General features: G+C 67.5%; 23 protein-coding genes and 1 riboswitch. Of the genes, 15 read left to right on the forward strand and 8 right to left on the reverse strand.

The features are described from left to right. Window positions 1–6 precede the first annotated feature (6 nt). From AC07RM_RS38560 to AC07RM_RS38570, 3 genes are all read left to right on the forward strand, one after another. Window positions 7–3,654, forward strand: a complete 3,648-nt coding sequence (locus tag AC07RM_RS38560; protein WP_495337843.1) for a glycosyltransferase — start codon at window positions 7–9, stop codon at window positions 3,652–3,654. Between the two features lie 144 nt (window positions 3,655–3,798). After that, window positions 3,799–4,836 (forward strand): GDP-mannose 4,6-dehydratase, encoded by a 1,038-nt coding sequence (gene gmd / locus AC07RM_RS38565; protein WP_495337844.1) that lies wholly within the window; start codon window positions 3,799–3,801, stop codon window positions 4,834–4,836. Continuing rightward, window positions 4,833–5,717, forward strand: coding sequence for a GDP-mannose 4,6-dehydratase (locus AC07RM_RS38570; protein ID WP_495337845.1), 885 nt, complete (start codon window positions 4,833–4,835; stop codon window positions 5,715–5,717). Before gmd ends, AC07RM_RS38570 begins: the two co-directional genes overlap by 4 nt. Here the strand turns inward: AC07RM_RS38570 and rfbC are convergent. From rfbC to rfbB, 4 genes are read right to left on the reverse strand one after another with little or no spacing between them, the layout of a single operon-like run. Continuing rightward, entirely contained in the window at window positions 5,696–6,244 is a 549-nt protein-coding gene (gene rfbC, locus AC07RM_RS38575) for a dTDP-4-dehydrorhamnose 3,5-epimerase (protein ID WP_495337846.1), read from the reverse strand. The two genes, AC07RM_RS38570 and rfbC, sit on opposite strands and share 22 nt — an antisense overlap. Then, window positions 6,241–7,140, reverse strand: coding sequence for a glucose-1-phosphate thymidylyltransferase RfbA (gene rfbA, locus AC07RM_RS38580; protein ID WP_057590915.1), 900 nt, complete (start codon window positions 7,138–7,140; stop codon window positions 6,241–6,243). Before rfbA ends, rfbC begins: the two co-directional genes overlap by 4 nt. Window positions 7,141–7,189: 49 nt before the next feature. Next, window positions 7,190–8,080 carry a dTDP-4-dehydrorhamnose reductase gene (gene rfbD, locus AC07RM_RS38585; protein WP_495337847.1) on the reverse strand — a complete coding sequence of 297 codons (891 nt, stop codon included), beginning with the start codon at window positions 8,078–8,080 and terminating at the stop codon, window positions 7,190–7,192. Next, a complete protein-coding gene (rfbB, locus tag AC07RM_RS38590) occupies window positions 8,077–9,147 on the reverse strand; it encodes a dTDP-glucose 4,6-dehydratase (RefSeq protein ID WP_495337848.1) in 1,071 nt (356 codons plus the stop codon). The genes rfbD and rfbB overlap by 4 nt, the downstream gene beginning before the upstream one ends. A gap of 260 nt (window positions 9,148–9,407) precedes the next feature. Continuing rightward, window positions 9,408–9,525, forward strand: a riboswitch (glycine riboswitch). Window positions 9,526–9,613: 88 nt separating this feature from the next. Here rfbB and AC07RM_RS38595 point away from each other — a divergent pair. After that, entirely contained in the window at window positions 9,614–10,921 is a 1,308-nt protein-coding gene (locus tag AC07RM_RS38595) for a D-amino acid dehydrogenase (protein WP_495337850.1), read from the forward strand. 22 nt (window positions 10,922–10,943) lie between these two features. Here AC07RM_RS38595 and AC07RM_RS38600 read toward each other — a convergent pair whose 3' ends face one another. The 3 genes from AC07RM_RS38600 to AC07RM_RS38610 all read right to left on the reverse strand — a co-directional run bounded on the left by AC07RM_RS38600 (window position 10,944) and on the right by AC07RM_RS38610 (window position 14,561). Then, window positions 10,944–12,224 (reverse strand): FIST signal transduction protein, encoded by a 1,281-nt coding sequence (locus AC07RM_RS38600; protein ID WP_093353884.1) that lies wholly within the window; start codon window positions 12,222–12,224, stop codon window positions 10,944–10,946. Window positions 12,225–12,264: 40 nt separating this feature from the next. Further along, on the reverse strand, window positions 12,265–13,047 hold the full coding sequence (locus AC07RM_RS38605) for a PhaM family polyhydroxyalkanoate granule multifunctional regulatory protein (RefSeq protein WP_495337851.1): 783 nt from the start codon (window positions 13,045–13,047) through the stop codon (window positions 12,265–12,267). A 71-nt stretch (window positions 13,048–13,118) separates the two neighbouring features. Beyond that, on the reverse strand, window positions 13,119–14,561 hold the full coding sequence (locus AC07RM_RS38610; RefSeq protein WP_495337852.1) for an aminotransferase-like domain-containing protein: 1,443 nt from the start codon (window positions 14,559–14,561) through the stop codon (window positions 13,119–13,121). A 100-nt stretch (window positions 14,562–14,661) separates the two neighbouring features. Between AC07RM_RS38610 and AC07RM_RS38615 the strand changes: the two genes are divergently transcribed. From AC07RM_RS38615 to AC07RM_RS38660, 10 genes are all read left to right on the forward strand, one after another. Continuing rightward, window positions 14,662–15,261, forward strand: a complete 600-nt coding sequence (locus AC07RM_RS38615) for a LysE family translocator (protein ID WP_495337853.1) — start codon at window positions 14,662–14,664, stop codon at window positions 15,259–15,261. A 7-nt stretch (window positions 15,262–15,268) separates the two neighbouring features. Then, window positions 15,269–16,213, forward strand: coding sequence for a DMT family transporter (locus tag AC07RM_RS38620; RefSeq protein WP_495337854.1), 945 nt, complete (start codon window positions 15,269–15,271; stop codon window positions 16,211–16,213). Between the two features lie 76 nt (window positions 16,214–16,289). After that, window positions 16,290–17,492, forward strand: coding sequence for an aminotransferase-like domain-containing protein (locus AC07RM_RS38625; RefSeq protein WP_261214937.1), 1,203 nt, complete (start codon window positions 16,290–16,292; stop codon window positions 17,490–17,492). A 25-nt stretch (window positions 17,493–17,517) separates the two neighbouring features. Continuing rightward, entirely contained in the window at window positions 17,518–18,156 is a 639-nt protein-coding gene (locus AC07RM_RS38630) for a LysE family translocator (protein WP_495337855.1), read from the forward strand. Window positions 18,157–18,167: 11 nt separating this feature from the next. Next, a complete protein-coding gene (locus AC07RM_RS38635) occupies window positions 18,168–19,001 on the forward strand; it encodes a PhzF family phenazine biosynthesis protein (RefSeq protein ID WP_495337856.1) in 834 nt (277 codons plus the stop codon). Window positions 19,002–19,041: 40 nt separating this feature from the next. Continuing rightward, complete coding sequence (locus AC07RM_RS38640; RefSeq protein WP_495337857.1) at window positions 19,042–19,683, forward strand: glutathione S-transferase family protein; 642 nt, start codon at window positions 19,042–19,044, stop codon at window positions 19,681–19,683. A 3-nt stretch (window positions 19,684–19,686) separates the two neighbouring features. Further along, window positions 19,687–20,610 (forward strand): PhzF family phenazine biosynthesis protein, encoded by a 924-nt coding sequence (locus tag AC07RM_RS38645; protein WP_398498685.1) that lies wholly within the window; start codon window positions 19,687–19,689, stop codon window positions 20,608–20,610. Window positions 20,611–20,624: 14 nt separating this feature from the next. After that, the gene (locus tag AC07RM_RS38650) at window positions 20,625–21,317 is read left to right on the forward strand and encodes a VOC family protein (protein ID WP_495337858.1); all 693 of its coding nucleotides are present in this window, start codon (window positions 20,625–20,627) and stop codon (window positions 21,315–21,317) included. Between the two features lies 1 nt (window position 21,318). Continuing rightward, window positions 21,319–21,951: a LysE family translocator gene (locus tag AC07RM_RS38655; RefSeq protein ID WP_057590900.1), complete on the forward strand. Its 633-nt coding sequence runs from the start codon at window positions 21,319–21,321 to the stop codon at window positions 21,949–21,951. Window positions 21,952–21,956: 5 nt separating this feature from the next. Further along, on the forward strand, window positions 21,957–22,922 hold the full coding sequence (locus AC07RM_RS38660) for a threonine dehydratase (protein ID WP_495337859.1): 966 nt from the start codon (window positions 21,957–21,959) through the stop codon (window positions 22,920–22,922). A 28-nt stretch (window positions 22,923–22,950) separates the two neighbouring features. On the opposite strand, the gene AC07RM_RS38665 is transcribed toward AC07RM_RS38660, so the two are convergent. Beyond that, complete coding sequence (locus AC07RM_RS38665) at window positions 22,951–23,778, reverse strand: creatininase family protein (RefSeq protein ID WP_398498687.1); 828 nt, start codon at window positions 23,776–23,778, stop codon at window positions 22,951–22,953. 63 nt (window positions 23,779–23,841) lie between these two features. Between AC07RM_RS38665 and AC07RM_RS38670 the strand changes: the two genes are divergently transcribed. After that, on the forward strand, window positions 23,842–24,639 hold the full coding sequence (locus tag AC07RM_RS38670; RefSeq protein ID WP_093353852.1) for an SDR family oxidoreductase: 798 nt from the start codon (window positions 23,842–23,844) through the stop codon (window positions 24,637–24,639). The last annotated feature ends 106 nt before the right edge of the window (window positions 24,640–24,745 follow it).

Genomic DNA, 24,745 nt, shown 5'->3' on the forward strand with positions numbered 1-24,745 from the left:
AATGGGATGAGAATTGTTGTAGATTTGCAGGGCGCCCAGACCGGCAGCCGCTTCAGAGGCATCGGTCGCTATTCACTGGCAATTGCCAAAGCTCTTATCCGGCAAGCCAATCATCACGACATTTGGGTCGTTGCCAATCAGGGTCTTTCGGGACCACCCGAGTACTTTCAGTCGGAACTCGATATCTCTCCAGACCGGATCAAGTACTTCGCCTGCGCAAATGCCGTCAGTTGGCATGACATGGCAAACAGTTGGCGACGCGAGGCGATGGAGATCTCACGGGAAAGCTTCATCCAGCGCTTGCAACCCGACTCGGTATTTGTTTCCAGCCTCTTCGAAGGCGGCCTCGATGATGCAGTCCTTTCGATCGGCCGGCTGTCGACCGCTCACAAGACATCAGCGGTTCTGTACGACCTGATTCCGTTCACCGATCCCGCGAAGTACCTGCCCAGCCACTGGTCTCGGGCTTGGTATGACGAGAAAGTGGCAGATCTGCAGCGAGCGGACATGCTTTTTTCGATCTCGAACTACTCGACTACCGAAGCGCAGCGGCTTCTGGGTCTGCCATCCGATCGCATCACAACAATTTCTGCCGCGGTCGACTCGAAGTTCCGCAAGCTTCCTCCGGGTGACTCAGGCCTCCTGACAATTAGGTATCGACATGGCATCGAAGATAAGTTCATCTTCTGCACGGGCGCAATGGACGAGAGGAAAAACCTGTCCCGCCTGATCGAAGCATATGCCCGGCTTCCTAGAAGCATCATTGGTTCCTATCAACTTGCTCTGGCCGGAAAATGGAATTCGAGCGAGGCGGACCAGATAAGGAGCATTGCCGAAAAACTGCAAATCGCTGGCAGAGTATTGGTCTTGGACCATGTATCCGACGATGACCTCGTTCTCCTGCTGAATGCCGCCTCCTTGTTTGTCTTTCCTTCGCTCATAGAGGGATTCGGCCTTCCTCCATTAGAAGCAATGGCTTGCGGAACAGCAACCATTGCTTCCAATACGACCAGCCTGCCCGAGGTCGTTGGATGGTCAGAAGCACTTTTCGATCCAACCGATGTGCTTGCAATCAGTGCGGCGATGGAAAGGGCGCTGAGCGATCGAGGCTTCCACGACGCGCTTCGGGAGCACGCCACCAATCAGGCCTCCAAGTTCTCTTGGAGTCGCTCGGCAGATATCGTGCTCAACGCCCTGGACCGCCTTCATGCGGATGGATCAGGAAAGACGCACGCGACTTTTCAGCCTAAATGGTCACGGGCCCTTGAGAATTGGCGACACGAAAGTGGCGCACTGGTCGCTCGAGTGGCCGCGATCTCAACCACGGTTCGTCCCAGTACGAATGACTTGCAGCAGTTGGCGCGCGTCATCGCGACCGACAACGAATCCACACGCTGGATGCTTTGCGAGACGCAGGCATCGAGTACCGATCAATGGCGCCTCGAAGGGCCATTCGACAGCAGTTACAGCTTGGCGTTGGTTAACCGGGAACTCGCGCGAGCCATCGATGATTCGGGATTCAGCGTTGTGCTTCACTCGACCGAAGGCCCTGGAGATTTTGCTCCGAACCCAGATTTCCTTGAGCACAACCCCGAAATTCAACGGCTCCATGAGCGGGAACCGTTGTATCCCCCAGAAGACTGCGTGATCTGCAGTCGAAATCTCTTCCCGCCAAGGGTTGCGGACATGCACAGCCGCATCAATCTGCTGCACGCCTACGGCTGGGAGGAAAGCGGATTTCCAGCGGAATGGATAGACGACTTCAATGAAAACCTCCAGGGGGTCGCGTGCGTTTCGGAACACGTCCGCAAGACACTCGTCGACAATGGCTTGAGAGTGCCGGCGTGGGTCGTCGGTGCCGGAACCGATCATTGGGAGCGCATCAGGGCAACTGCGAATTTTTCGGCACCTGGTAGCGGATTCCGCTTTCTGCACGTCTCTTCCTGTTTTCCGCGCAAAGGGGCGGACATTCTGCTTCAGGCCTACGGCGACGCGTTCTCGATCAATGACGATGTCTGCCTCATCATCAAGACCTTCGCGAACCCTCACAACCGAATCCATGATTGGCTTCGTGAGGCTAGGGCTGAAAAGCCCGGCTTTCCCCAGGTCATCGTGATTGAACAAGATCTTTCGGACGAAGAATTAAAGGCGCTGTACCTCTCTTGCGACTGTCTCGTGGCGCCGAGCAAGGCCGAAGGCTTCGGACTTCCTTTGGCAGAAGCCATGCTGTGCGGAATGGAAGTGATTGTTACTGGGTGGAGCGGCCAGTTGGATTTCTGCACCGATCAGACCGCTTGGATACTTGACTACGATTTCGAGAGTGCGAACTCTCACCTCGGCGCCTTCGATTCGGTGTGGGCACGTCCGAGCAGAAGACACTTGGCGGCGCTCATGAAAGATGTTCGGTCGTTGACTGGTGAAGAGAGAGGCCGTCGTTCGAGACATGGTCGGCTGCTTCTCGAGGAGAGGTTTCAATGGAAACACGTGGCGGATCGGATGAAGACGGGTGCCTTGCGTATCGCATCCGGAATCAGCCGCTTCGAACCGCGGGTGGGATGGATCAGCACTTGGAATACCCGCTGCGGAATAGCCACTTATTCTGCACATCTGGTCGGGCACATGCCGTCGTCGGTTGCCATCCTGGCCCCCGATGCACAGGAATTGACCGAGGAAGATACAGCAAATGTAGTTCGTTGCTGGGACCAGTATGCTTCGCCCAACCTCTCACGACTTCAAGGTCAGATCGACAAGCTTGACCTAGACACACTCGTTATTCAATTCAACTACGGATTCTTCGACTTCGATCAGTTGACCGCATTTATCGCGCATCAGGTCGATCAGCGAGGCCGACGTATCGTCGTTGTACTGCACTCGACCCAGGATCCACCTGACGCGCAGGCTCAAAACAAGGAGTTGAGGACCCTGGTGGAGGCATTGCGGAAATGCCAACGCGTGATTGTTCATTCAGTCAACGATCTCAATCGGCTAAAAGCTCTTGGAGTAGCAAGCAACACCCTACTTTTTCCCCACGGACTCCTCGATCACCACCCAACCAAGAAGACAAGCCCTGCGAGCTCTTTATTCACAATTTCGACCTACGGCTTCTGCCTTCCGCACAAAGGTCTGCCTGAAATAGTGCAGGCTTTTTCCCTGCTAAGAAAAAAGGGAGTTCCGGCGCAACTCAAGCTGATCAATGCGGAGTATCCCGCCGAGCCCTCTCGCCAGTTGCTCCTCGAACTGCGGAAATTAGTTGCAGAACTAGGATTGAAAAAGGTAGTCGAGTTCCATTCCTCTTTTCTCTCGGACAGCGAGAGCCTGTCGCTTCTTGATCAATCCGATCTGGTCGTATTCCCCTACCAGAACACCGGGGAGTCGGCCAGCGGAGCAGTGCGTTATGGACTTGCGAGTCGCCGTCCGGTTGCCGTAACACCTATCTCCATCTTTGACGACCTCGCTCAAGCTGTACATAGGCTGCCGGGAGCCTCCGTAGCCGACCTAGCGAGGGGCTTGGAAGATCTGGTTACGCGCATCAAGTCCGGCGATGACCGCATGGCAACCATCGAACGCCAAGCGAGTCGATGGGTGGACGCCCATGTCTATTCAAAGCTGGGACACCGCTTTTCCAATCTTCTTTTCGGATTGCGAAATGAATGAATCTCGACGCGCGCCACAGTGCTGATGACAGGGAAGAGTTTTTCCGCACTCGCGTGCTCGCCACCATGAAAGACCGACTCCCAGTAGGGCAGAATCGATCCATCATTGAAAGAGCCACGAGCTTATCGGCGCAGAAGGATTTACATGCAAAAACGTGCAGTGGTAACTGGTATTACAGGACAGGACGGCGCTTACTTGGCGAAGTTACTGCTCGAAAAAGGCTATGTGGTCTTTGGCACCTATCGCCGAAACAGTTCGGTCAACTTCTGGCGCATCGAGGAACTCGGCATCCAGGGTGCCCCTAATCTGCATCTGGTCGAATACGACTTGACCGACCTCGGCAGCTCCATCGGCCTGCTCAATCGTTCGCAACCCGACGAGGTCTACAACCTCGCGGCCCAGAGCTTCGTCGGCGTGAGCTTTGATCAGCCGGCCACCACGGCCCAGATCACCGGAGTGGGTGCATTGCATCTGCTCGAGGCCATCCGCTTAGTCAACCCCAAGATCCGCTTTTACCAAGCCTCCACCTCCGAGATGTTCGGCAAAGTCCAGGCCATCCCGCAGATCGAGGAAACCCCGTTCTATCCGCGCAGCCCCTACGGCGTGGCGAAGCTGTATGCGCATTGGATGACCATCAACTACCGCGAAAGCTACGACATCTTCGGTTGCAGCGGCATCCTGTTCAACCACGAGAGCCCTCTCCGTGGCCGCGAATTCGTTACCCGCAAGATCACGGACAGCGTGGCGAAGATCAAGCTCGGCAAGCTCGACGTGCTCGAGTTGGGCAATCTCGACGCCAAGCGCGACTGGGGCTTCGCCAAGGAATACGTCGAGGGCATGTGGCGGATGCTGCAGGTCGACGAACCCGACACTTACGTGCTGGCAACCAACCGGACCGAAACCGTCCGCGATTTCGTGCGGATGGCATTCAAGGGCGCCGGCATCGACGTGGACTTCAAGGGCTCCAACGAGGCCGAGACGGCCGTGGACACTGCGACCGGCAAGACCGTGATGCGCGTGAATCCCAAGTTCCATCGCCCCGCGGAAGTCGACCTGCTGATCGGCAACCCGGCCAAGGCCAAGGCCAAGCTCGGCTGGGAACCGGCTACCACACTCGAGCAACTCTGCCAGATGATGGTGGAGGCCGACTTGCGCCGCAACGAACAGGGGTTTTCGTTTTGAGGATTCTGCTGACCGGCGCGGATGGATTCACCGGCCGCCCGTTCGCTCGCCACGCCGAGTCGGCGGGCCACGAGGTGATCCCGCTGCGCGCCGATCTCACGAATCCGGATGCGGTGAACGCCGAGGTCGGCGCCACGGCACCAGATGCCGTTGTCCATCTCGCGGCGATCAGCTTCGTGGGGCACGCCAACGATGGCGCGTTCTATGCGGTCAATGTGGTCGGAACGACGAATCTGCTGAATGCACTCACGCGGCTTGCCGTTGCGCCGCGCCGAGTCCTGCTGGCGAGCAGCGCGAACATCTACGGCAACGCGGCCACTTCACCCATCTCGGAAGCCCAGCCTCCGGCGCCGGTCAACCACTACGGCATGAGCAAGCTGGCCATGGAATACATGGCCAGCACCTACGGCGACAGACTCAACCTGCTGGTCACGAGGCCTTTCAACTACACGGGCCCCGGACAAGACGCCAACTTTCTTATTCCCAAGCTGGCCCTGCACTTCGCCCGCCGCTCGGAGTCGATCTCCCTCGGGAACCTGGACGTCGAGCGAGAATTCAACGACGTGCAGATGGTGTGCGATGCATACCTGGAGTTGCTGACCGTCGGCGAGGCGGGCCAAGCCTACAACATTTGCTCGGGCCGGCCCTACGCGCTTCGGTCGGTGATCGAGATGCTGGCGAAGATGACCTCGCACAACCCGCGCATCGAGGTCAATCCGGCTTTCGTGAGAGCTAACGAAGTCCATCGGCTGTGCGGCGATCCCGCCAAGCTGCATGGACTCCTGGCTCGCCATGGCCGCACGCTGGCCGAGCCGGCGCTCGAGGACACGCTGCGGCGCATGCTCGCCGCAGCCGCAGATCAGGCGAAGGCTTCCGCCTGACCGAGCGAAAGGGCAGCCATGTCTTTCGCCGAAAGCTGTGGCACCACCCCGACGTCGGGCCAGACAATACCGAGCGCGGGATCGTTCCAGACGATCGCCCGCTCATGCGCCGGCGCGTAGTAATCGGTCGTCTTGTACAGAAACTCCGCCGTCTCCGTCAGCACCAGGAAGCCATGCGCGAAACCCGCGGGCACCCACAGCTGCTTGTGGTTGTCCTCGCTGAGCTCCTCGCCCACCCACTGGCCGAAGGTCGGCGACGACCTGCGGATGTCCACCGCCACGTCGAACACCGCGCCGTGCACGCAGCGCACCAGCTTGCCCTGCGGCTGCTGGATCTGGTAGTGCAGACCGCGCAGCACGCCCTTGGCCGAGCGCGAATGGTTGTCCTGCACGAACTCGACGTGGCGCCCCACGGCCTCGTCGAAGGCCTTGCCGTTGAAGCTCTCGAAGAAGAAGCCGCGCGCGTCGCCGAACACCTTCGGCTCGATGACGAGGACTTCGGGAATGGCGGTGGGCGTGGCCTTCACGAGCGCACCTCGTCCTTCAGCAGGCGTTGCAGGTACTTGCCGTAGCCGCTCTTGGCCAGCGGCGCGGCGAGCTTCTCGAGCTGCGCGGCATCGATGAAGCCGTTGCGCCACGCGATCTCCTCGGGGCACGCGATCTTCAGGCCCTGGCGATGCTCGAGCGTGGCGATGAACTGGCCGGCCTCGAGCAGGCTCTCGTGCGTGCCGGTGTCGAGCCACGCATAGCCGCGCTGCATGATCTGCACGTTGAGCTGGCCGAGGTCGAGGTAGGCTTGGTTGACCGCGGTGATCTCGAGTTCGCCGCGCGCGCTGGGCTTGACGGCCTTGGCGATGTCGACGACCTGGTTGTCGTAGAAGTAGAGCCCGGTCACTGCATAGCTGCTCTTGGGCTCGAGCGGCTTCTCCTCGATGCTGCTGGCCTTGCCCTGCGCATCGAAGGCCACCACTCCGTAGCGCTCGGGGTCGTGCACGTGGTAGGCGAAGACGGTCGCGCCCTTGGCCTGCGCATCGGCGTCGGACAGCAGGTGCACGAAGTCGTGGCCGTAGTAGATGTTGTCGCCCAGCACCAGCGCGCTCGGCGAATTGCCGACGAACTTGTCGCCGATGATGAAGGCTTGCGCCAGCCCGTCGGGACTGGGCTGCACGGCGTACTGCAGGTTCAGGCCCCACTGGCTGCCGTCGCCCAGCAGCTGCTGGAAGCGCGGCGTGTCCTGCGGCGTGCTGATGACGAGGATGTCGCGCATGCCGCCGAGCATCAGCGTGCTCAACGGGTAATAGATCATGGGCTTGTCGTACACCGGCAGCAGCTGCTTGCTGATCGCGAGCGTGGCCGGATGCAGCCGCGTGCCCGAGCCGCCGGCCAGGATGATGCCTTTGCGCTGCGTCGTCTGGATGGTCATCGTTGGTGTCTCTTCTCTTCGGGTGTCGTGTTCGGCACGGATGCCGGACTCAGAGGATCTCGCGCAGCATGCGCGCGACGCCGTTCTGCCACGGCGGCAGCACCAGCCCGAAGGCGGCCTGCAGCTTCGAGGTGTCGAGGCGCGAGTTGTGCGGCCGGGTGGCCGGCGTGGGAAAGGCGCTGGTGGGCACGGCCTCGACCTGCTGCGGCCCGGCCTTGAGCTCGACGCCGGCCTGCTGCGCGAGTTCGAGCACGTAGCGCGCGTAACCGTACCAGGTGGTCTCGCCGCCCGCGATCGCGTGGTAGAGCCCGGCCTTGGACGGGTCCTGCAAGGTGGCGCGAATGGCATGGGCCGTGATGTCGGCCAGCAGTTCCGCGCCGGTGGGCGCGCCGAACTGGTCGTCGATGACGGTCAGCTTGTCGCGCTCCTTGGCCAGCCGCAGCATGGTCTTGGCGAAGTTGCCGCCGCGCGCCGCATAGACCCAGCTGGTGCGAAAGATCAGATGCTTGGCGCAGTGCTGCGCCACCAGTTGCTCGCCTTCGAGCTTGGTGCGGCCGTAGACGCTCAGCGGTCCGGTCGCATCGTCTTCCTTCCAGGGCTTGCTGCCGCTGCCGTCGAAGACATAGTCGGTCGAGTAGTGGACCATCAGCGCGCCGATCTCCTGCGCGGCCTGCGCCACCACGCCGGGCGAGGTGGCATTGAGCTTGCGCGCGAACTCGGGCTCGCTCTCGGCCTTGTCGACGGCGGTATGGGCGGCGGCATTGACGATCACGTCGGGGCGCACCTGCCGCACGGTGTCGGCCAGCTGTTCGGGCCGGCTGAAGTCGGCGTGGAAGTCGGTGCTGTCGAAATCGAGCGCGACCAGCTCGCCCAGCGGTGCGAGGCTGCGCTGCAGTTCCCAGCCGACCTGCCCGCCCTTGCCCAGCAGCAGCAGCTTCATGCGGAAGCCTTCGCGTCGTACTGCTTCTCGACCCAGGCGCGGTAGGCGCCGCTTTGCACGTTGCGCACCCAGTCGCCATTGGCGAGGTACCACTCGACCGTCTTGCGGATACCGGTGTCGAAGGTCTCGGCCGGCTTCCAGCCGAGCTCGCGCTCTAGCTTGCGCGCGTCGATGGCATAGCGGCGGTCATGGCCGGGACGGTCGGTGACGTAGCTGATCTGCTCGGCATAGCCCTTGCCGTCGGCGCGCGGGCGCAGTTCGTCGAGCAGCGCGCACACGGTCTTCACGATCTCGATGTTCGGCTTCTCGTTCCAGCCGCCCACGTTGTAGGTCTCGCCGAGCCGGCCGGCCTCGAGCACGCGGCGGATCGCGCTGCAATGGTCCTTGACGTAGAGCCAGTCGCGCACCTGCATGCCGTCGCCATACACGGGCAGCGGCTTGCCGGCCAGCGCGTTGACGATCATCAGCGGGATCAGCTTCTCGGGGAAATGGAAGGGGCCGTAGTTGTTCGAGCAGTTGGTGGTGAGCACCGGCAGGCCGTAGGTGTGGTGCCAGGCACGCACGAGATGGTCGCTGGCGGCCTTGCTGGCCGAGTACGGGCTGTTGGGCTCGTACTTGTTCTCCTCGGTGAAGGCCGGGTCGGTCTTCGAGAGCGAGCCGTAGACCTCGTCGGTCGACACGTGCAGGAAGCGGAAGGCCGCCTTCTGGTCGGCCGGCAGCGCGTTCCAGTAACCACGCACCGACTCGAGCAGCCGGAAGGTGCCGAGCACGTTGGTCTGCACGAAATCCTCGGGGCCGTGGATCGAGCGGTCCACGTGCGACTCGGCCGCGAAATTGATTACCGCGCGCGGCTTGTGCTCGACCAGCAGGCGGTCGAGCAGCGCGCTGTCGCCGATGTCGCCCTGAACGAAGATATGGCGCGGATCGCCCTTGAGCGAAGCCAGGGTCTCGAGATTGCCGGCGTAGGTGAGCTTGTCGAGGTTCACGACCGGTTCGTCGCCTTGCGCGATCCAGTCGAGGACGAAATTGGCGCCGATGAAGCCGGCGCCGCCGGTAACCAGGATCATGGAGTCCCCTGTGCTGTGTGATTGCTGAGTCGCGTGGTCGAAAGCCCGAAGCCGCGCGGGCGCGGCCGGGCGTGGATTATCCCACCCGTGCGCAAGGCCGAATCCCGGGGTTGGCCGGTGCCCGCGGCCCGCCTACAATCGCCACCCATTGCAGGAGAGCGGGCCGCATGCATCGCGCAGGCAGCCCCACCGAAGGCGCAAACTCCCATAAACGCTCAGGTCGGCTCCACGCTTCGCGCGGGGCCTGTACTGCAACCACTGAAACGCCGTCTGGAGAGCCAGCACATCGCCCATCGCGGCCGTGCTGCGCCGAAGGAGCAAGTCCGCTGCGAGGTGCAGCGGATGAAACTCTCAGGTACCGAGGACAGGGGGAGCGGCAATTGGACGGTCGTCCGGTTGCGCGCTATCTATTCAGTAGCACGACCTTCACGCCGTTCAAGCGCTTCAACCTCGAAAGGTACTTGAAATGCGCGTGATCGTATTGGGCGCCGGCCTGCTCGGCGTGACCTCGGCCTACTACCTCCAGCAACTCGGCCACGACGTGACCGTGATCGACCGGCAGGCCACGCCGGCCGCCGAAACCAGCTTCGCCAACGGCGGCCAGATCTCGGTGAGCCATGCCGAGCCCTGGGCCAATCCCAGCGCGCCGCTCAAGGTGCTGCAGTGGCTGGGCAAGGAAGACGCCCCGCTGCTGTTCCGCATCCGCGCCGACATGCGCCAGTGGCTCTGGGGCCTGCAGTTCCTGCGCGAATGCACGCCCGCGCGCACGCGCCACAACATCGAGCAGATCGTGCGCCTGGGCACCTACAGCCGCGACACCCTGCAGCAGCTGCGCCGCGACACCGGCATCCGCTACGACGAGCGCACGCAGGGCATCCTGCACTTCTACACGACGCAAAAGGAGTTCGACGGCGCCCTCGCGCCCGCCGAGCAGATGCGCGCGCTGGGCTGCGAGCGCCAGGTGATCTCGGCCGACGAGGCCGTGAAGCTCGAGCCCGCGCTGGCCCACATCCGGTCGCAGCTGGCCGGCGCCACCTACACGGCCGAGGACGAATCGGGCGACGCCAACCGCTTCGCGCGCGAACTCGCGCGGCTCGCGGCCGAGGCCGGCGTGAAGTTCCTGATGAGCCACACCATCACCGCCCTGCGCGAGGTGGGCGGCGCGATCGACCACGTCGAGGTCACCGATGCCGAGGGCCGCTTCCAGCGCATCCGCGGCGATGCCTTCGTGATGGCGATGGGTTCGCTGAGCCCGCTGCTGGCGGCACCGCTGGGCATCCGGCTGCCGATCTATCCGGCCAAGGGCTATTCGGTCACGCTGCCGGTCAAGGACGCGAGCAAGGCCTACCAGGTCTCGCTGACCGACGACGAATACAAGCTGGTGTTCTCGCGCTACACCTCGGAATCGGGCGACCGCATGCGCATCGCCGGCACGGCCGAGCTCAACGGCTACGACCGCGACCTCAACCGCGTGCGCTGCGAAGCCATCGTGCGCCGCGTCGAGCAGCTGTTCCCCGGCGCCGGCGACACCGCGCAAGCCCAGTTCTGGACCGGCCTGCGCCCGGCCACGCCGAGCAACGTGCCGCTGATCGGCCGCACGAAACTCGCGAACCTCTATCTCAATACCGGCCACGGCACGCTCGGCTGGACCCATGCCTGCGGCTCGGGCAAGTCGATCGCGCGCATCGTGAGCGGGCTGGTGCCGGAGGTGGATTTCGCGTTCGCGGGGATGCCCAGGGGCGTTGCGGGCGTCGCCCAGCCCGCGCTGGGCTGAGCCTCCGAAGCAAGGCGGACGCTCAGTCGTCCGCCGTGAACACCGTCAGCACCCCCGTGTAGCCATACACGTGGTGCCGCGCGATCTCGCCCGCGGCGAAGAAGCCGACCAGCGGCACGTCGCCCAGCGCATGGCGCACGATCTGCAGCTCGGCGCCGGGTGCGCCGAAGTGCGGGCCGCCGCGGCCCGAGCAGCTCACGTAGACGGCGCCGGCGATGCGGCGCGCGGGATGCGGCGCCGCCTCGGCCTCGCCGGCGGCGACGGCGCGCGCGGTGGCCAGGGTCTGTTCCTCGGGTTCGAGTTCCTCGCGGATCTCGGCGCAGATGCGCATCAGGTCGGCGCGCGCGGCCTGGGCGTTGCGGCGGCAGAAGCTCAGGCGCATGCCGGCCTCGGCCACGTCGGCGATCGCGATGCCGCGGCGCGTGGGGTCGAGGCCGATGATGTGGCGCACCAGCACGTCGGCGCCGAGGTCGCCGGTGCGGCGGATGCCGTCGCTGCCGGCATCGACAAGGCCCACCAGGGTGGCGCGCACGGCCTCGATGGCTTCCTGCGGCCGCTCGAGCGAGACCTGCAGGTCGGCCAGCAGCACGTCGAGCGCGGGCTCGCCATCGAGCTGCAGCACCAGGTTGCCGTCGGCCTCGGTGATCTCGCGCTCGCGCGCGCTGCCCGAGCGCAGCGGCTGGCAGCCCTGCGTGACGCGCGACACCAGCCGCACGCCCTCGCCGAACACCACGCCCGACAGGCCGCCCGAGAACACGCCGCCGGCCGCACCCTGGCCGCGGATGTTGCCGTTGCCGCCGACCGCGAACTGCAGCGCGCCGCCGCGGCCCGACGAGAGGCCGCCGAACAGGTAGCCGGTGTCGGTGCGCCCGGCCATCTCGCCGATGAGCTCGGTCAGGTCGGGGGTGGCGGGATCGGCATGCACCAGCGCCGTATGGGCCTCGAAACCGCTCATCTCGGAGCTGGCGAGCGGCGCCACGCCCGAGAACACGCGGTACTGGTCGCTCGGCAGCGCGCAGAGCATCAGGCTCAGGCCGGGTTCGTCGAAGTACTCGGCATTGTTGGCCGACACGCCGATGCCCACGGTGCCGGCCCAGTCGGTCACCTCGGGCAGCTCGGCGCTCAGGTGGTCGAGGATCTCCTGCGCGTCGACCGCATAGTGGTCGGTGATGTAGAGCAGCCCGAGGGTGGGTGCCGAGGCGTAGTCGGGCAGCGCCATCTGCGCGCGCAGCTGGGCCAGCACGAGGCCGGCCGCCATGCGCCATTGCGGATGGGTGGCGTGACCGGAGGGAAACAACTTCATCGTGCCAACCTGCTTCGTTCGATGTTCAGGACAAGGCGGCTCAGCGTCGGCCGCCCGTTCGCTTGCGGGCCGCGGGCGCCGCGGCCGGCTTCTTCGCCGCCGGTCGCTTGGCGGCCGTCGAGGCCTTGCGGGGGGTGGACTTGCGCGAGGCGCTCGGGGTTCCCATGGCCTTGCCGACGGCGTCGGCCAGCGGCTGGGTCACGGCCGGCATCTTGAGCTGGGCCGCGTCCTGCAGCGCGGTGCTCGCGATCTGCTGGAACTGCTCGGTCAGCGAACCCCACCACTTGAGCGGGTCGACCGCGCCGCCGGCGGCATCGCCCGCGGCGGACTTCGAGGTGGCCTTGGCGGCCGGTTTGGCCTTGCGGCGCGGCGGCGGTGCCTCTTCCTCTTCTTCCTCCTCCTCGTCGAGTTCCTCTTCGTCCTCGAACTCGACCTCGGGTTCGGGCGCCGCGGCCGGCGCGGCTGCCGGCGCCGGGCTGACCGCAGCGGCCGCCGCATTCGCCTGCCGCGTGAACACGCCCGCGAGGTCCTCCATGCGCACGTTCATGCCGCGCAAGGTGGACAGCGTCATCTTCTGCACCTCGAGCGCCTGGATCGTGGCCTTGAGCGCGTGGCCGTTCTGCTCGAGCCAGTACTGCACCGTCTTGAGTTCCTGGATGCGCTTGTCGACCTCCTCCACGCTCATGGTGGGCGCCACCCAGCTCGCCAGGCTCGGGATGCCGGGCACGGAACCGGCGCCGCTCGCGCCGGCCGCGAGGTTCTTGAGGAAGTCGAAGCCGGGTACGAACTGGCTGAAATCGAAGGGTTGGCTGGCTTTGTTCATGCGGCAGGTCTCCGGTCTGGCGGGTGTTGTGCTGCCAGCTTACTCCAAGGCAGGGCCCGCCCCGCCCCGGATCAGAGCTCGTCGCGCGTCTTGGCGAAGACCTTCCAGAAGCTCGCGTCCTGCGAGCTCGCGAAGTTGATGCGCATCAGCGTGGTGGGCGGCCGGCGCGCATGGAACAGCGAGCCCGGCGCCAGCAGGTAGCCCTGGTCGAGCATGCGCTGGGTCAGCATGTCGGTGTCGACGCCGGTGTCGACCCAGCCGAACAGCCCCGCGGGCTCGGACGCGAAGGTGCAGCCGTGCGCCAGCACCAGCTTGGCGGCGCGCGCGCGGGCGCCCTCGAGGCGGATGCGCACGCGCTCGGCGTGGCGGCGCAGCTGGCCCTGGTCGATGCACCACGAGAGCGCCCGCTCGAACAGCGCGGGCGAGGTCAGGGTGGCCAGCAGCTTGGTCTCGAGCAGCCGCTCCTTGAGCGCGGGCGAGGCGGCCAGGAAGCCGATGCGCCAGTTGGGCGCGAGGATCTTCGCGAAGCCGCTGACGTAGATGGTGCGCTGCAGCCCGTCGAGCGCGCTGAGCCGGGTCGCGTGCTCGGGCGCGAGGTGGCTGTAGGTGTCGTCCTCGACGATGTGGAAGTCGTGCTCGTTGGCCAGCTTGAGCACGCGGTGCGCGCTGTTCGGCGACAGGCTGTAGCCGGTCGGGTTGTGCAGCACGCTCACGCTGACGAACAGCTTCGGGCTGTGCAGCGCGCAGTACTGCGCCATCACGTCGAGGTCGGGCCCGTCGGCGCGGCGCGGCACCGGCAGGATGCGCATGCCCAGCGCCTCGAGGCGCGCGAACTCGAGCGCCCAGCCGGGCTCCTCGACCATCACCGGATCGCCGGCGCGCAGCATGGTGCGGCTCACGATGTCCAGCGCATGGGTGGCGCCGATGGTGGTCACGATCTGGTCGGGCGCGGCCGGCACGTTGATGCCCACCAGCTTCTGCGACAGGCTGCGCCGCAGCGCCGCGTCGCCCGCGGGCTCGCCGTACTGCAGCGACAGCTCCTGCAGCATCGCGGTGCTGGTCATGCGCCGCACCGCCGTCGGCATGAACGAGGAATCGAGCCAGTCGGGCGGAAACACGCCCATGCCGGGCTGCGGCTTGTCGCTCGGCCGGTGGAACATGCTGCGGATCAGCGAGCTGGCGTCGGCCGGCGTGCGCGAGGCCATCATCTGCGTGACCATCGACAGCGCGCTGATCTGCAGCGGGTCCCCGGCCGGCTGGGCCGGGTCGCGCGCCGGATCGCGGCCCGAATCGCGCACGAAGAAGCCGCGCTGGCGCCGCGCCTCCACCAGCCCGAGCGCCAGCAGCTGGTCGTAGGCGGCCACCACGGTGTAGGGGCTCACGCCCTGCTGGCGCGCGCATTCGCGCACCGAGGGCAGCCGTGCGCCCGGCAGCAGCAGGCGGTTGCGGATGCGTTCGGCCAGGCGATCGGCCAACTGGGCGGTCAGCGACTGGGACGAGGTTCGTGTCAGCATCGACGTTCGATCTGTGTTGTACGCAAGGCCGATACAGATTGACTGTGTGTACGGCCATCTGTACTGGAACTGTAATGGTCCAAAGTTTAGAGTGTGTGTCATGAACTGGCAAGAATTCACCGCGCTGCTGGTGCTGGCCACGGCGATGAGCTTCTCGCCCGGACCCAACACCACGCTGTCGACCACCCTCGCGGCCAACGGCGGCCTGCCGCGCGCGATGCGCTTCGTGATCGCGGTGCCCGTGGGCTGGACCCTGCTGCTCGCGCTGTGCGCGGCCGGCCTGGGCGCGCTGGTGATGGCGGCGCCCGCGCTGCGCTGGGCGATCAAGGCGCTGGGCATCGCCTACCTGCTGTACCTCGCGTTCAAGCTCGCCACCAGCACCACGCTGGGCCGCGCCGACGACGCGAACCTGTCGGTCGGCTTCGTGCAGGGCGTGATGCTGCAGTTCCTCAACATCAAGGCCTGGCTGCTGGCGCTCACGCTGGTGGCCGGCTGGATCGCGGGCCAGGCCGAGCCGCTGCACCGCTTCGCGATCGTCGCGCCGGTGATGCTGGTCTACGCCTTCGCGAGCAACTTCACCTATGCGCTGGCCGGCGCGCTGCTGCGCGACTGGCTGTCGAAGGGCCAGCGCCTCGCCTGGTTCAACCGTGCGATGGCCGCCGTGCTGGTGCTCACCGCCTGGTGGATGCTGCGCGTCTAGGGCCGCCATGAAGATCAAGGACGAAACCCTCGGCATGTGGCTCGGCGTGATCGGCGTGGCGCTGTTCGCGGTCACGCTGCCGATGACGCGGCTGGCCACCGGCACGCAGGCACAGCCGCAGCTCTCGCCGTGGTTCGTCACGCTCGGCCGCGCCGCGCTCGCGGGCCTGCTGTCGGCCGTGTTCCTGCTGGTCACGCGCTCGCCGCGGCCGGCGCCCCACCAGTGGAAGCCGCTGGGCATCGCGGTGCTCGGCAACTGCGTCGGCTTTCCGCTGCTGCTGGCCTATGCGCTGCGCGTGGTCACGGCCAGCCATGCGGCGGTGGTGACGGCGCTGCTGCCGCTGGTCACGGCCGCGGTCGCGGCCTGGGTGCTGCACCAGCGCGCGCGGCTCGGCTTCTGGCTCTGCGCCATCGCGGGCAGCCTGTTGGTGGTGGTGTTCTCGCTGGTGCGCGCGAGCCAGAACGGCCACGGCTTCGGCTTCGAATGGGCCGACCTGCTGTTGGTCGGCGCCGTGATCGCCGCCTCCTTCGGCTACATCTACGGCGCGCAGGTCACGCCCGCGCTCGGCGCCGAGCGCGTGATCTGCTGGGTCTGCGTGATGGCGCTGCCGGTCACCCTGCCGGCCACGCTCGCGCTGTGGCCCACGCAGCCGATCGCCACCGCCTCCTGGCTGGGCTTCGTCTACGTCGGCATGTTCTCGATGTGGATCGGCTTCTTCGCCTGGTACCGCGGCCTGGCCCTCGGCGGCGCGTTGCGCGTGAGCCAGACGCAGCTGCTGCAGCCCTTCCTCTCGATCCTGGTGTCGATCCCGCTGCTCGGCGAGCCGCTCGACGTGGTCACGCTGGGCTTCGCGGCCGCGGTGGTGGCCACGGTGGTGGTCGGCAAGCGGCTGTCGCAGCCGGCGGCGCCCGCCGCCCCGGTCCTGCGCGCGCCGATCGGCGCCGTGGACTGATCGCGCCCGCCGTCTTACCCTCGCATCCGCACCCCGTTCGTTCGCATCGCCCCTCACCGTCAGAAAGAAGACTCCCATGAACTGGAAACTCGCCGCCCGCGCCGCCAAGATGAACCCGTCGGTGCTGCGTGAAATCCTCAAGGTCACCGAGCGCCCCGGCATCATCAGCCTGGCCGGCGGCCTGCCCTCGCCCAAGACCTTCCCGATCCAGGCCTTCGCCGACGCCTGCGCCGAGGTGCTGCACAACGACGGCCAGGCCGCGCTGCAGTACGCCGCCAGCGAGGGCTTCGCGCCGCTGCGCCAGGCCGTGGCCGACATGCTGCCGTGGAACGTCGATCCCTCGCAGGTGCTGATCACCACCGGCTCGCAGCAGGGCCTCGACCTGGTCGCCAAGGTGCTGATCGATCCGGGCAGCAAGGTGCTGGTCGAGACGCCGACCTACCTCGGCGCGCTGCAGGCCTTCGGCCCGATGGAGCCCAACCCCGTGGGCGTGGCCAGCGACGACGACGGCGTGATCGTCGAGGACCTGGTCGCCAAGGCCAAGGACGCGCGCTTCATCTACCTGCTGCCCAACTTCCAGAACCCCACCGGCCGCACCATGACCGAGGAGCGCCGCGCCGCCGTGTCGGCGGCCGCCGCCGCGGCCGGCCTGCCGATCGTCGAGGACAACCCCTACGGCGAGCTCTGGTTCGACGAAGCCCCGCCGCCGCCGCTGGCCGCGCGCAACCCCGAGGGCGTGATCTACCTGGGCTCGTTCTCGAAAGTGCTGGCGCCCGGCCTGCGCCTGGGCTTCCTGGTGGCGCCCAAGTCCATCTACCCGAAGCTGCTGCAGGCCAAGCAGGCGGTCGACCTGCACACGCCGATCTTCACGCAGCGCATGGTGTCGGCCGTGATGAAGGACAACTTCCTCGAGCGCCACGTGCCCACCATCCGCGCGCTCTACAAGCGCCAGCGCGATGCGATGAGCGCCGCGCTCACGCGCGAGATGGCCGGCCTGGACGTGAAGTTCAACGCGCCCAAGGGCGGCATGTTCCTGTGGGCGCGGCTGCCCGAGGGCATCGACACCGTGACCCTGCTGCCCAAGGCGGTCGAGCGCAACGTGGCCTTCGTGCCGGGCGCGCCCTTCTATGCCGGCGAAGGCGATGCGCGCACGCTGCGGCTGTCGTTCGTGACCGCGAGCGTCGAGGAGATCGACACCGCGATCGCCGCGCTGGCGCAGACCGTGCGCGAGGAACTCGCACTGGCCGGCGACAAGCAGCTCGCGGCCGCGCAGATCTGAGCGCGCGCATTCACCGGAGCCTCCCTTGATCGGCCTCGCAACGCTCTCGCTGTTCATGCTCGCGGTGCTGGCGCTGTTCCTGTCGCCGGGCCCGAACATGGCCTTCGTGCTCTCGCACGGCGTGGCCCATGGCCCGCGCGGCGGCTTCGCGGCGGCGCTCGGGATCTCGGCCGCCGACCTGGTGCACACGCTGTTCGCCGCCACCGGCGTGACCGCGCTGGTGGCGGCCTGGCCGCCGTCCTTCGACCTGCTGCGCTATGCCGGCGCGCTGTACCTGCTGTGGCTCGCCATGCAGGCGCTGCGCAGCGGCGGCGGCCTGCGCCCGGGCGTGCAGGCGCGGCCGGCCGGCTTCGGCCGCATCGTGCGCATGGCCCTGCTGAACAACCTGGTCAATCCGAAGGCGCTGCTGTTCTTCATGGTGTTCCTGCCGCAGTTCGTCGATCCCGCGCGCGGCAGCGTGCCGCTGCAACTCGTGCAGCTCGGCATCGTGCTGTCGCTGGCCGCGCTGGGCTTCAACACCCTGCTGGGCGCCTGCAGCGGACAGGTCGGCCGCTGGCTGCAGCGCCGCCCCGGCGCCGAGAAATTCCAGCGCGGCCTGCTCGCCACCGTGATGCTGGCGCTCGCGGTGCGCCTGCTGTTCCTCGACCGGCCCGTGCCGCGCTGAAGAGATCCCTCATGAATGTCCTGAAGATCGCGGCCTTCTCGGATGGCGAGCAAGGCGGCAATCCCGCCGGCGTCGTCATCGCCGAGGCCCTGCCGCCCGAGGCGCAGATGCAGCGCATCGCCGCCGACGTGGGCTTCTCCGAGACCGCCTTCGCCGCGCGCACCGGCGACGGCTGGCGCGTGCGCTACTTCGCGCCGCAGTCCGAAGTGCCGTTCTGCGGCCACGCGACGATCGCGCTCGGCGCGGCGCTCGCGCTGCAGCAGGGCGACGGCGTGTTTCCGCTCACGCTGAACCAGGCGCGGATCACGGTCGAGGGCCGCCGCAACGGCGCCACCGTCGAGGCCGCGCTGCAGTCGCCGCCCACGCGCAGCGCCGCCGCCGTGCCGGCCCTGCTGTCGGCCGCGCTGGCGCTGTTCGGCCTCGACGCGGCCGCGCTCGATGCGCGCATTCCACCGGCCGTCGCCCATGCGGGCGCCGATCACCTGGTGCTGGCGCTCGAGAGCCGCGCGGCGCTGGCGGCGATGCACTACGAGCTCGAGGCCGGCCGCGCGCTGATGGCCCGCTTCGATCTCACGACCATCGTGTTGCTGCATGCCGAGAGCGCGCAGCGCTTCCACACGCGCAATCCCTTCGCTTCGGGCGGTGTCTACGAAGACCCCGCGACCGGCGCCGCCACCGCCGCGCTGGCGGGCTACCTGCGCGATATCGGCTGGCCGCACGGCGGCGCGATCGACGTGGTGCAGGGCGAGGACATGGGCATGCTGTCGCGCCTGCATGCCGACATCCCGGCCGCGCCCGGCAGCTCGATCCGCGTCTTGGGCACCGCGCGCATCATGCGGGACTGACCCGAACACGAACACCCAAGCTTCAAGGAAAGACGACGACATGCTCAACATCTGGGGCCGCATCAGCTCGATCAACGTACGCAAGGTGGTGTGGTGCGCGCAGGAACTCGGGCTGGACTTCCAGCGCACCGAGGCCGGCGGCCGCTTCGGCGTGGTGCAAACCGACGAGTACCTGGCGCTGAACCCCAACGCCATGGTGCCCACCATCGACGACGGCGAGGGCGCGGAGCGCGTGGTGCTCTGGGAATCGAACGTGATCGTGCGCTACCTCTGCGCCAAGTACTCGCACGGTGCCTTCTACCCGGCCGACCTGCCCGCGCGCTTCGACGCCGAGCGCTGGATGGACTGGCAGCAGACCACGCTCAACCGCGCGAGCCGCGATGCCTTCGTGCAATGGGTGCGCACGCCGCCGGCCGAGCGCCAGCCGGCGCTGATCGAGGCCTCGGTGCGCGAGAGCGAGGCACTGTTCGGCCTGCTCGACGCCCACCTCGCGCGCCATCCCTACATCGCCGGCGAGCGCTTCACCATGGCCGACATCCCGATCGGCTGCGAGGCGCACCGCTGGTTCAACCTGCCGGCCGCCGAATACCGCCGGCCCGGCTGGCCCCATGTCGAGCGCTGGTTCAACGACCTGCTCATCCGTCCGGGCGCGCGCGGCGTGCTCGATCTCCCTCTCGAGTAAGAAATGAAAACCCGCCCGTTCAAGCAAGTCGACGTCTTCACCGCCCATCCCTACTTCGGCAACCCGCTGGCCGTGGTGATCGATGGCAGCGAGCTCGACGATGCGGCCATGCTGCGCTTCGCGCAGTGGACCAACCTGTCCGAAACCACCTTCCTGCTGCCGCCCACCGATCCCGCGGCCGACTACCGGGTGCGTATCTTCACGCCCAGCGGCGAGCTGCCGTTCGCGGGCCATCCCACCATCGGCAGCTGCCATGCCTGGCTGCAGGCCGGCGGCAAGCCCAAGGCCCCGGGCCAGGTGGTGCAGCAGTGCGGCGCCGGCCTGGTGCCGCTGCGGCGCGAGGGCACGCGGCTGGCTTTCGCGGCGCCGCCGCTCAAGCGCAGTGCGCCGAGTCCCGCGCTGCTGGCCAAGGTGGCCGGCGCGCTGGGCCTGAAGGCGCAGCAGGTGATCGCCGCGCAGGTGCTCGACAACGGCCCGGTCTGGTTCGGCCTGCTGCTCGAGGATGCCGACGCGGTGCTCGCGCTCTCGCCCGACCATCGCGCGCTCAAGGAGCTGGGCGTGAAGGCCGGCGTGGCCGGCGTGCCCACGGTGCACGACACCTCGCTCTTGATCGGCCGCTCGAACCGCGAGGCGCGCGCCTTCGGCAACCGCCCCGCCGTGCCGCTGGACGACGGCGCGAAGATCGACCTCGAGGTGCGCGCCTTCGCCGAGCCGATCGGCGTGCAGGAAGACCCGGTCACGGGCAGCCTCAACGCGGGCCTGGCCGAATGGTTGATCGCCGACGGCCACATGCCCGCGCGCTACCTGGCGGCGCAGGGCCAGTGCCTGGGCCGCGCGGGCCGCGTCCACATCGAGCGCGACGCCGAGGGCCGGATCTGGGTCGGCGGCGATGCCGTGACCTGCGTCGACGGCAGCGTCGCGCTCTGAACGGAGACACCGCGATGCATGCCGAAGTCGACCACCTCGTGATCGCCGCCGCCTCGCTGGCCGAGGGCGTGGCCTGGTGCGAGGCCACGCTGGGCGTCGTGCCCGCGCCCGGCGGCGCGCATCCGCTGATGGGCACGCACAACCGGCTGCTGAACGTCGCGAGCGAAGCCTTTCCGCGCGCCTATGCCGAGATCATCGCGATCGAACCGGGCCAGGCGCCGTCGCGCCCGAACACGCGCCGCTGGTTCGACCTCGACGATGCCGAACTGCAGGCCGGGCTCGCGCAGCACGGCCCGCGGCTGATCCACTTCGTGGCGCGCGTGCCCGATGCGCGCGCCGCCATCCAGGCCCTGGCGCGCGAGGAGCATGCGCAGATCGATCGCGGCCACCTGCTCGAGGCCTCGCGCGACACCGCGGCCGGCCGGCTCGAATGGCAGATCGCGGTGCGCGACGACGGCCAGCGGCTGTTCTACGGTGCGCTGCCCACGCTGATCCAGTGGGGCCCGGTGCATCCGGTCGACGCCGTGCCGGCCTCGGGCCTCGCATTGCGCTCGCTGCATGCCACCCATCCGCGCGCGCCGGCGCTGTCGGCCGCGCTCTCGGCCATCGGCCTGCGCGCGCTGAAGGTCGAGGCCGGGGCGCCGAACCTCGTGGCCGTGTTCGACACGCCGCGCGGCCCCGTCACCCTGGAATCCCGAGGACTCTGACATGCTGACCCTGACCGAAATCGCCTGGTTCGCGCTCGCCTCGCTGCTGCTCGCGCTCACGCCCGGGCCGAACATGATCTATTGCGTCTCGCGCACCCTGATCCAGGGCCGCCGCGCCGGGCTGATCTCGCTGGGCGGCGTGCTGATGGCCTTCCTGGTGCACCTGTGCGCCGCCGCGCTCGGGCTCACGGCGCTGCTGCTCGCGGTGCCGCTGGCCTTCGACGCGATCCGCTTCGCGGGCGCGGCCTACCTGCTGTGGCTCGCCTGGCAGGCGGTGCGCCCCGGCGGCGCGGCGCCCTTCGAGGCCCGCGCGCTGCCGGCCGACCCGCCGGGCAAGCTGTTCCGCATGGGCTTCCTCACCAACCTGCTGAACCCGAAGGTGGCGATGTTCTACCTCTCGTTCTTTCCGCAGTTCATCCATCCCGAGCGCGGCTCGGTGCTGCTGCAGAGCCTGCAGCTCGGCGCCGCGCAGATGGCCAGCAGCGCCGTGGTCAACACCACGATGATCGTCGGCGCCGCGAGCATCACGGCCGTGCTGTCGAAGAGCGAAGGCTGGCTGCGCGCGCAGCGCTACGTGATGGGCAGCGTGCTGGCCGCGCTGGCGGTGCGCGTGGCCCTGACCGAAAGAAAGTGACCCCCATGCGATTCACCCGCGAAGAAATGGCAGCCGCGCTCGCCACCGTGCACGCGGCCATGCCGCCCACGCCGCAGTACGCCTGGCCGTTGCTCGAGCGGCGCCTGGGCGCGAAGCTGTGGGCCAAGCACGAGAACCACACGCCGGTCGGCGCCTTCAAGATCCGCGGCGGCCTGACCTACTTCGAGACGCTGGCGCGCGAGCAGCCCGGGGCGCGCCACGTGATCAGCGCCACGCGCGGCAACCATGGCCAGTCGCTGGGCTTCGCGGCGCGCCGCCACGGCCTGGCCGCGACCATCGTGGTGCCGCACGGCAACTCGGTCGAGAAGAACGCCGCCATGCGCGCGCTCGGCGTCGAACTGGTCGAGCACGGCGAGGACTTCCAGGCCGCGTCCGAGCATGCGGCCGTGCTGGCCGAGCGCGACGGATTGCACCGCGTGCCCTCGTTCCACCGCGAGCTGGTGCGCGGCGTGTCGACCGCCTACGTCGAGTTCTTCGAGGCGCTGAAGCACGCGCCGCCCGACGTGCTGTTCGTGCCCATCGGCCTGGGCTCGGGCTTCGCGGGCGCGGCCGCGGCGCGCGCGCACTGCGGCGTCGCCACGAAGATCGTCGGCGTGGTGTCGGCCCATGCCACCGCCTACCTCGATTCGTTCCGCGCGCGCCATCCGGTCGAGTCGCCGGTGAGCACGCGCCTGGCCGACGGCATGGCCTGCCGCGTGCCGGTGCCCGAGTCGCTCGAGGTGCTGCTGCGCGAGGCCGACGACGTGATCGCGGTCAGCGACGAGGAGGTCGGCAAGGCGATGCGCATCCTCTTCAGCGACACCCACAACGTGGCCGAGGGCGCGGGCGCCGCCGCACTCGCGGGCGCGCTTCAGCAGCGGGAACGCTGGCGCGGCAAGACGGTGGGCATCAGCCTGACCGGCGGCAACGTCGACTCGGGCATGTTCGCCGAGGTGCTGGCGAAGGACTGAGCGGCCGCCGCTCTTCCCTCACTCTTTTTCAGGGCAGTGGGCCGGTGTTCGCGGTGCTCAATGGCAGGCGCGACACCTCGGCCAGCAGCAGCGCGAGCTGCGCCGCCGCGGCATCGACGACCGCCTGCCCCGCCGGCGCCGTGGCCGCCGCCGCATTGCCCGCCGCGCCCTGCGCGTTGTAGTCCTCGATCGCCCAGCCGAGCTTCGCGCTCCTGCCGTTGCCGAGGATCGCGTAGTCGGCCGCGCGCTGCTCGGAGCTGGAGCGGAAATCCTGTGCCGCATCCATGCGCACCTGACCCGGCGCGAGCGCCAGCATCATCGAGGTCTCGATCTCGCCCGCATGCACGCCGAAGCGGTGCTCGTGCGCGCTGAACCGGGCACCCGCCTCGCCCAGCGGCAGGTTGAACCAGCTCGCGGAATAGACGATCAGCCCGTGCGCGGCGCGCAGCTCGCGCGCGACGATGTCCATCGCGCCCACGTGGCCGCCATGCGCGTTGAACAGCACCAGCTTCTTCACCCCGGCGCGCGCCACCCCGGCGCCGATCTCGCTCCACATGCGGATCAGCGTCTCGGCCGACAGCGTGAGCGTGCCCGCGAAGCGCGCGTGCTCGGGACTCAGGCCGATCTGCTGGGTCGGCAGGAACAGCACGGGCAGCTCGGGCGGCAGCAGCGGCAGCGCCGCCGCGACGATGCCGTCGGCCAGCACCGTGTCGACCCCGAGCGGCAGGTGCGGCCCATGCTGCTCGGTAGCGCCCAGCGGCAGCACCGCCACCGTGGCTGCCACATCGAGCGCGGCGAAGTCGCGCGTGGACAGCTGTGACCAGAAGCGGGGCAGGGATACCGTGGGAGCGTTCATCCGGCGATCTTAGAGCGGTGATTCAATCCACGCGACTCCGCCAACCAACCCAAGGACACCTTCATGGATCTCGAACTCCAGGACCGCCACGTACTCATCACCGGCGGCAGCAAGGGCATCGGCCTGGCCTGCGCGCTCGGCTTCCTGCGCGAGGGCGCCCGCGTGAGCCTGGTGTCGCGCGATCCGGCCAACCTGGAGCAGGGCCGCCAGGAACTGCTCGCGGCCCACGCGCAGGCCGAGGGCCGCGTCTCGCTGCACGCCGCCGACCTCAAGGACCCGGCGGCCGCCCTGGCCGCCCTCGACGCCGCCGAGCAGGCCTTCGGCCCGGTCGACGTGCTCGTCAACTCGGCCGGCGCCGCGCGCCGCACCCCGCCCGACGACCTCACGCCCGCCGCCTGGCACGACGCGATGGACGCGAAGTACTTCAGCTACATCCACATGATCGACCCGGTGGTCAAGCGCATGGGGCAGCGCGGCAGCGGCGCCATCGTCAATGTCATCGGGCAGGGCGGCAAGGTCGCGAGCCCCGTGCACATGGCCGGTGGGGCCGCCAATGCGGCGCTGATGCTGGTCAGTGCTGGGATGGCTGCGGCTTATGCCGCCAAGGGGGTGCGCGTGAATGCGGTGAATCCTGGCCTCACGCTGACTGCGCGGCTTGCCGAAGGGATGAAGGCTGACGCGAAGCTGCAGGGCATCGATACCGACGAAGCGCTGAAGCGGGCCACCGCTCGGCTGCCGCTGGGGCGCATCGCTACGCCGGAGGAGGTGGCGAATACGGTGCTGTTTCTGGCTTCGGGGAAGGCTAGTTATGTGACGGGGGCTATCGTGGCTATGGATGGGGCGGTTACGCCGATGATTTGAATTGCGTTTGGCGGGCTGGTTGTCAGTTTTTTTGTTGAGGCTGTTGGCCGGGTCTCGCCCCGGCGGGCGAGTCACTTTCTTTTGCTTCGCCAAAAGAAAGTAACCA

It is taken from the genome of Variovorax sp. GW821-FHT09B05, from assembly GCF_059418265.1.

Excerpts from the sequence above, each read along its gene's own strand:
- AC07RM_RS38600 (WP_093353884.1), bottom strand. The coding sequence starts at position 12,224 with ATGAAGTTGTTTCCCTCCGGTCACGCCACCCATCCGCAATGGCGCATG.
- AC07RM_RS38665 (WP_398498687.1), bottom strand. The coding sequence starts at position 23,778 with ATGAACGCTCCCACGGTATCCCTGCCCCGCTTCTGGTCACAGCTGTCC.
- AC07RM_RS38640 (WP_495337857.1), top strand. The coding sequence starts at position 19,042 with ATGCTCAACATCTGGGGCCGCATCAGCTCGATCAACGTACGCAAGGTG.
- AC07RM_RS38655 (WP_057590900.1), top strand. The coding sequence starts at position 21,319 with ATGCTGACCCTGACCGAAATCGCCTGGTTCGCGCTCGCCTCGCTGCTG.
- AC07RM_RS38650 (WP_495337858.1), top strand. The coding sequence starts at position 20,625 with ATGCATGCCGAAGTCGACCACCTCGTGATCGCCGCCGCCTCGCTGGCC.
- rfbB (WP_495337848.1), bottom strand. The coding sequence starts at position 9,147 with ATGATCCTGGTTACCGGCGGCGCCGGCTTCATCGGCGCCAATTTCGTC.
- AC07RM_RS38560 (WP_495337843.1), top strand. The coding sequence starts at position 7 with ATGAGAATTGTTGTAGATTTGCAGGGCGCCCAGACCGGCAGCCGCTTC.
- AC07RM_RS38595 (WP_495337850.1), top strand. The coding sequence starts at position 9,614 with ATGCGCGTGATCGTATTGGGCGCCGGCCTGCTCGGCGTGACCTCGGCC.
- gmd (WP_495337844.1), top strand. The coding sequence starts at position 3,799 with ATGCAAAAACGTGCAGTGGTAACTGGTATTACAGGACAGGACGGCGCT.
- AC07RM_RS38610 (WP_495337852.1), bottom strand. The coding sequence starts at position 14,561 with ATGCTGACACGAACCTCGTCCCAGTCGCTGACCGCCCAGTTGGCCGAT.
- AC07RM_RS38645 (WP_398498685.1), top strand. The coding sequence starts at position 19,687 with ATGAAAACCCGCCCGTTCAAGCAAGTCGACGTCTTCACCGCCCATCCC.
- AC07RM_RS38670 (WP_093353852.1), top strand. The coding sequence starts at position 23,842 with ATGGATCTCGAACTCCAGGACCGCCACGTACTCATCACCGGCGGCAGC.
- AC07RM_RS38625 (WP_261214937.1), top strand. The coding sequence starts at position 16,290 with ATGAACTGGAAACTCGCCGCCCGCGCCGCCAAGATGAACCCGTCGGTG.
- AC07RM_RS38615 (WP_495337853.1), top strand. The coding sequence starts at position 14,662 with ATGAACTGGCAAGAATTCACCGCGCTGCTGGTGCTGGCCACGGCGATG.
- AC07RM_RS38605 (WP_495337851.1), bottom strand. The coding sequence starts at position 13,047 with ATGAACAAAGCCAGCCAACCCTTCGATTTCAGCCAGTTCGTACCCGGC.
- AC07RM_RS38620 (WP_495337854.1), top strand. The coding sequence starts at position 15,269 with ATGAAGATCAAGGACGAAACCCTCGGCATGTGGCTCGGCGTGATCGGC.
- rfbA (WP_057590915.1), bottom strand. The coding sequence starts at position 7,140 with ATGACCATCCAGACGACGCAGCGCAAAGGCATCATCCTGGCCGGCGGC.
- AC07RM_RS38660 (WP_495337859.1), top strand. The coding sequence starts at position 21,957 with ATGCGATTCACCCGCGAAGAAATGGCAGCCGCGCTCGCCACCGTGCAC.
- AC07RM_RS38635 (WP_495337856.1), top strand. The coding sequence starts at position 18,168 with ATGAATGTCCTGAAGATCGCGGCCTTCTCGGATGGCGAGCAAGGCGGC.
- rfbD (WP_495337847.1), bottom strand. The coding sequence starts at position 8,080 with ATGAAGCTGCTGCTGCTGGGCAAGGGCGGGCAGGTCGGCTGGGAACTG.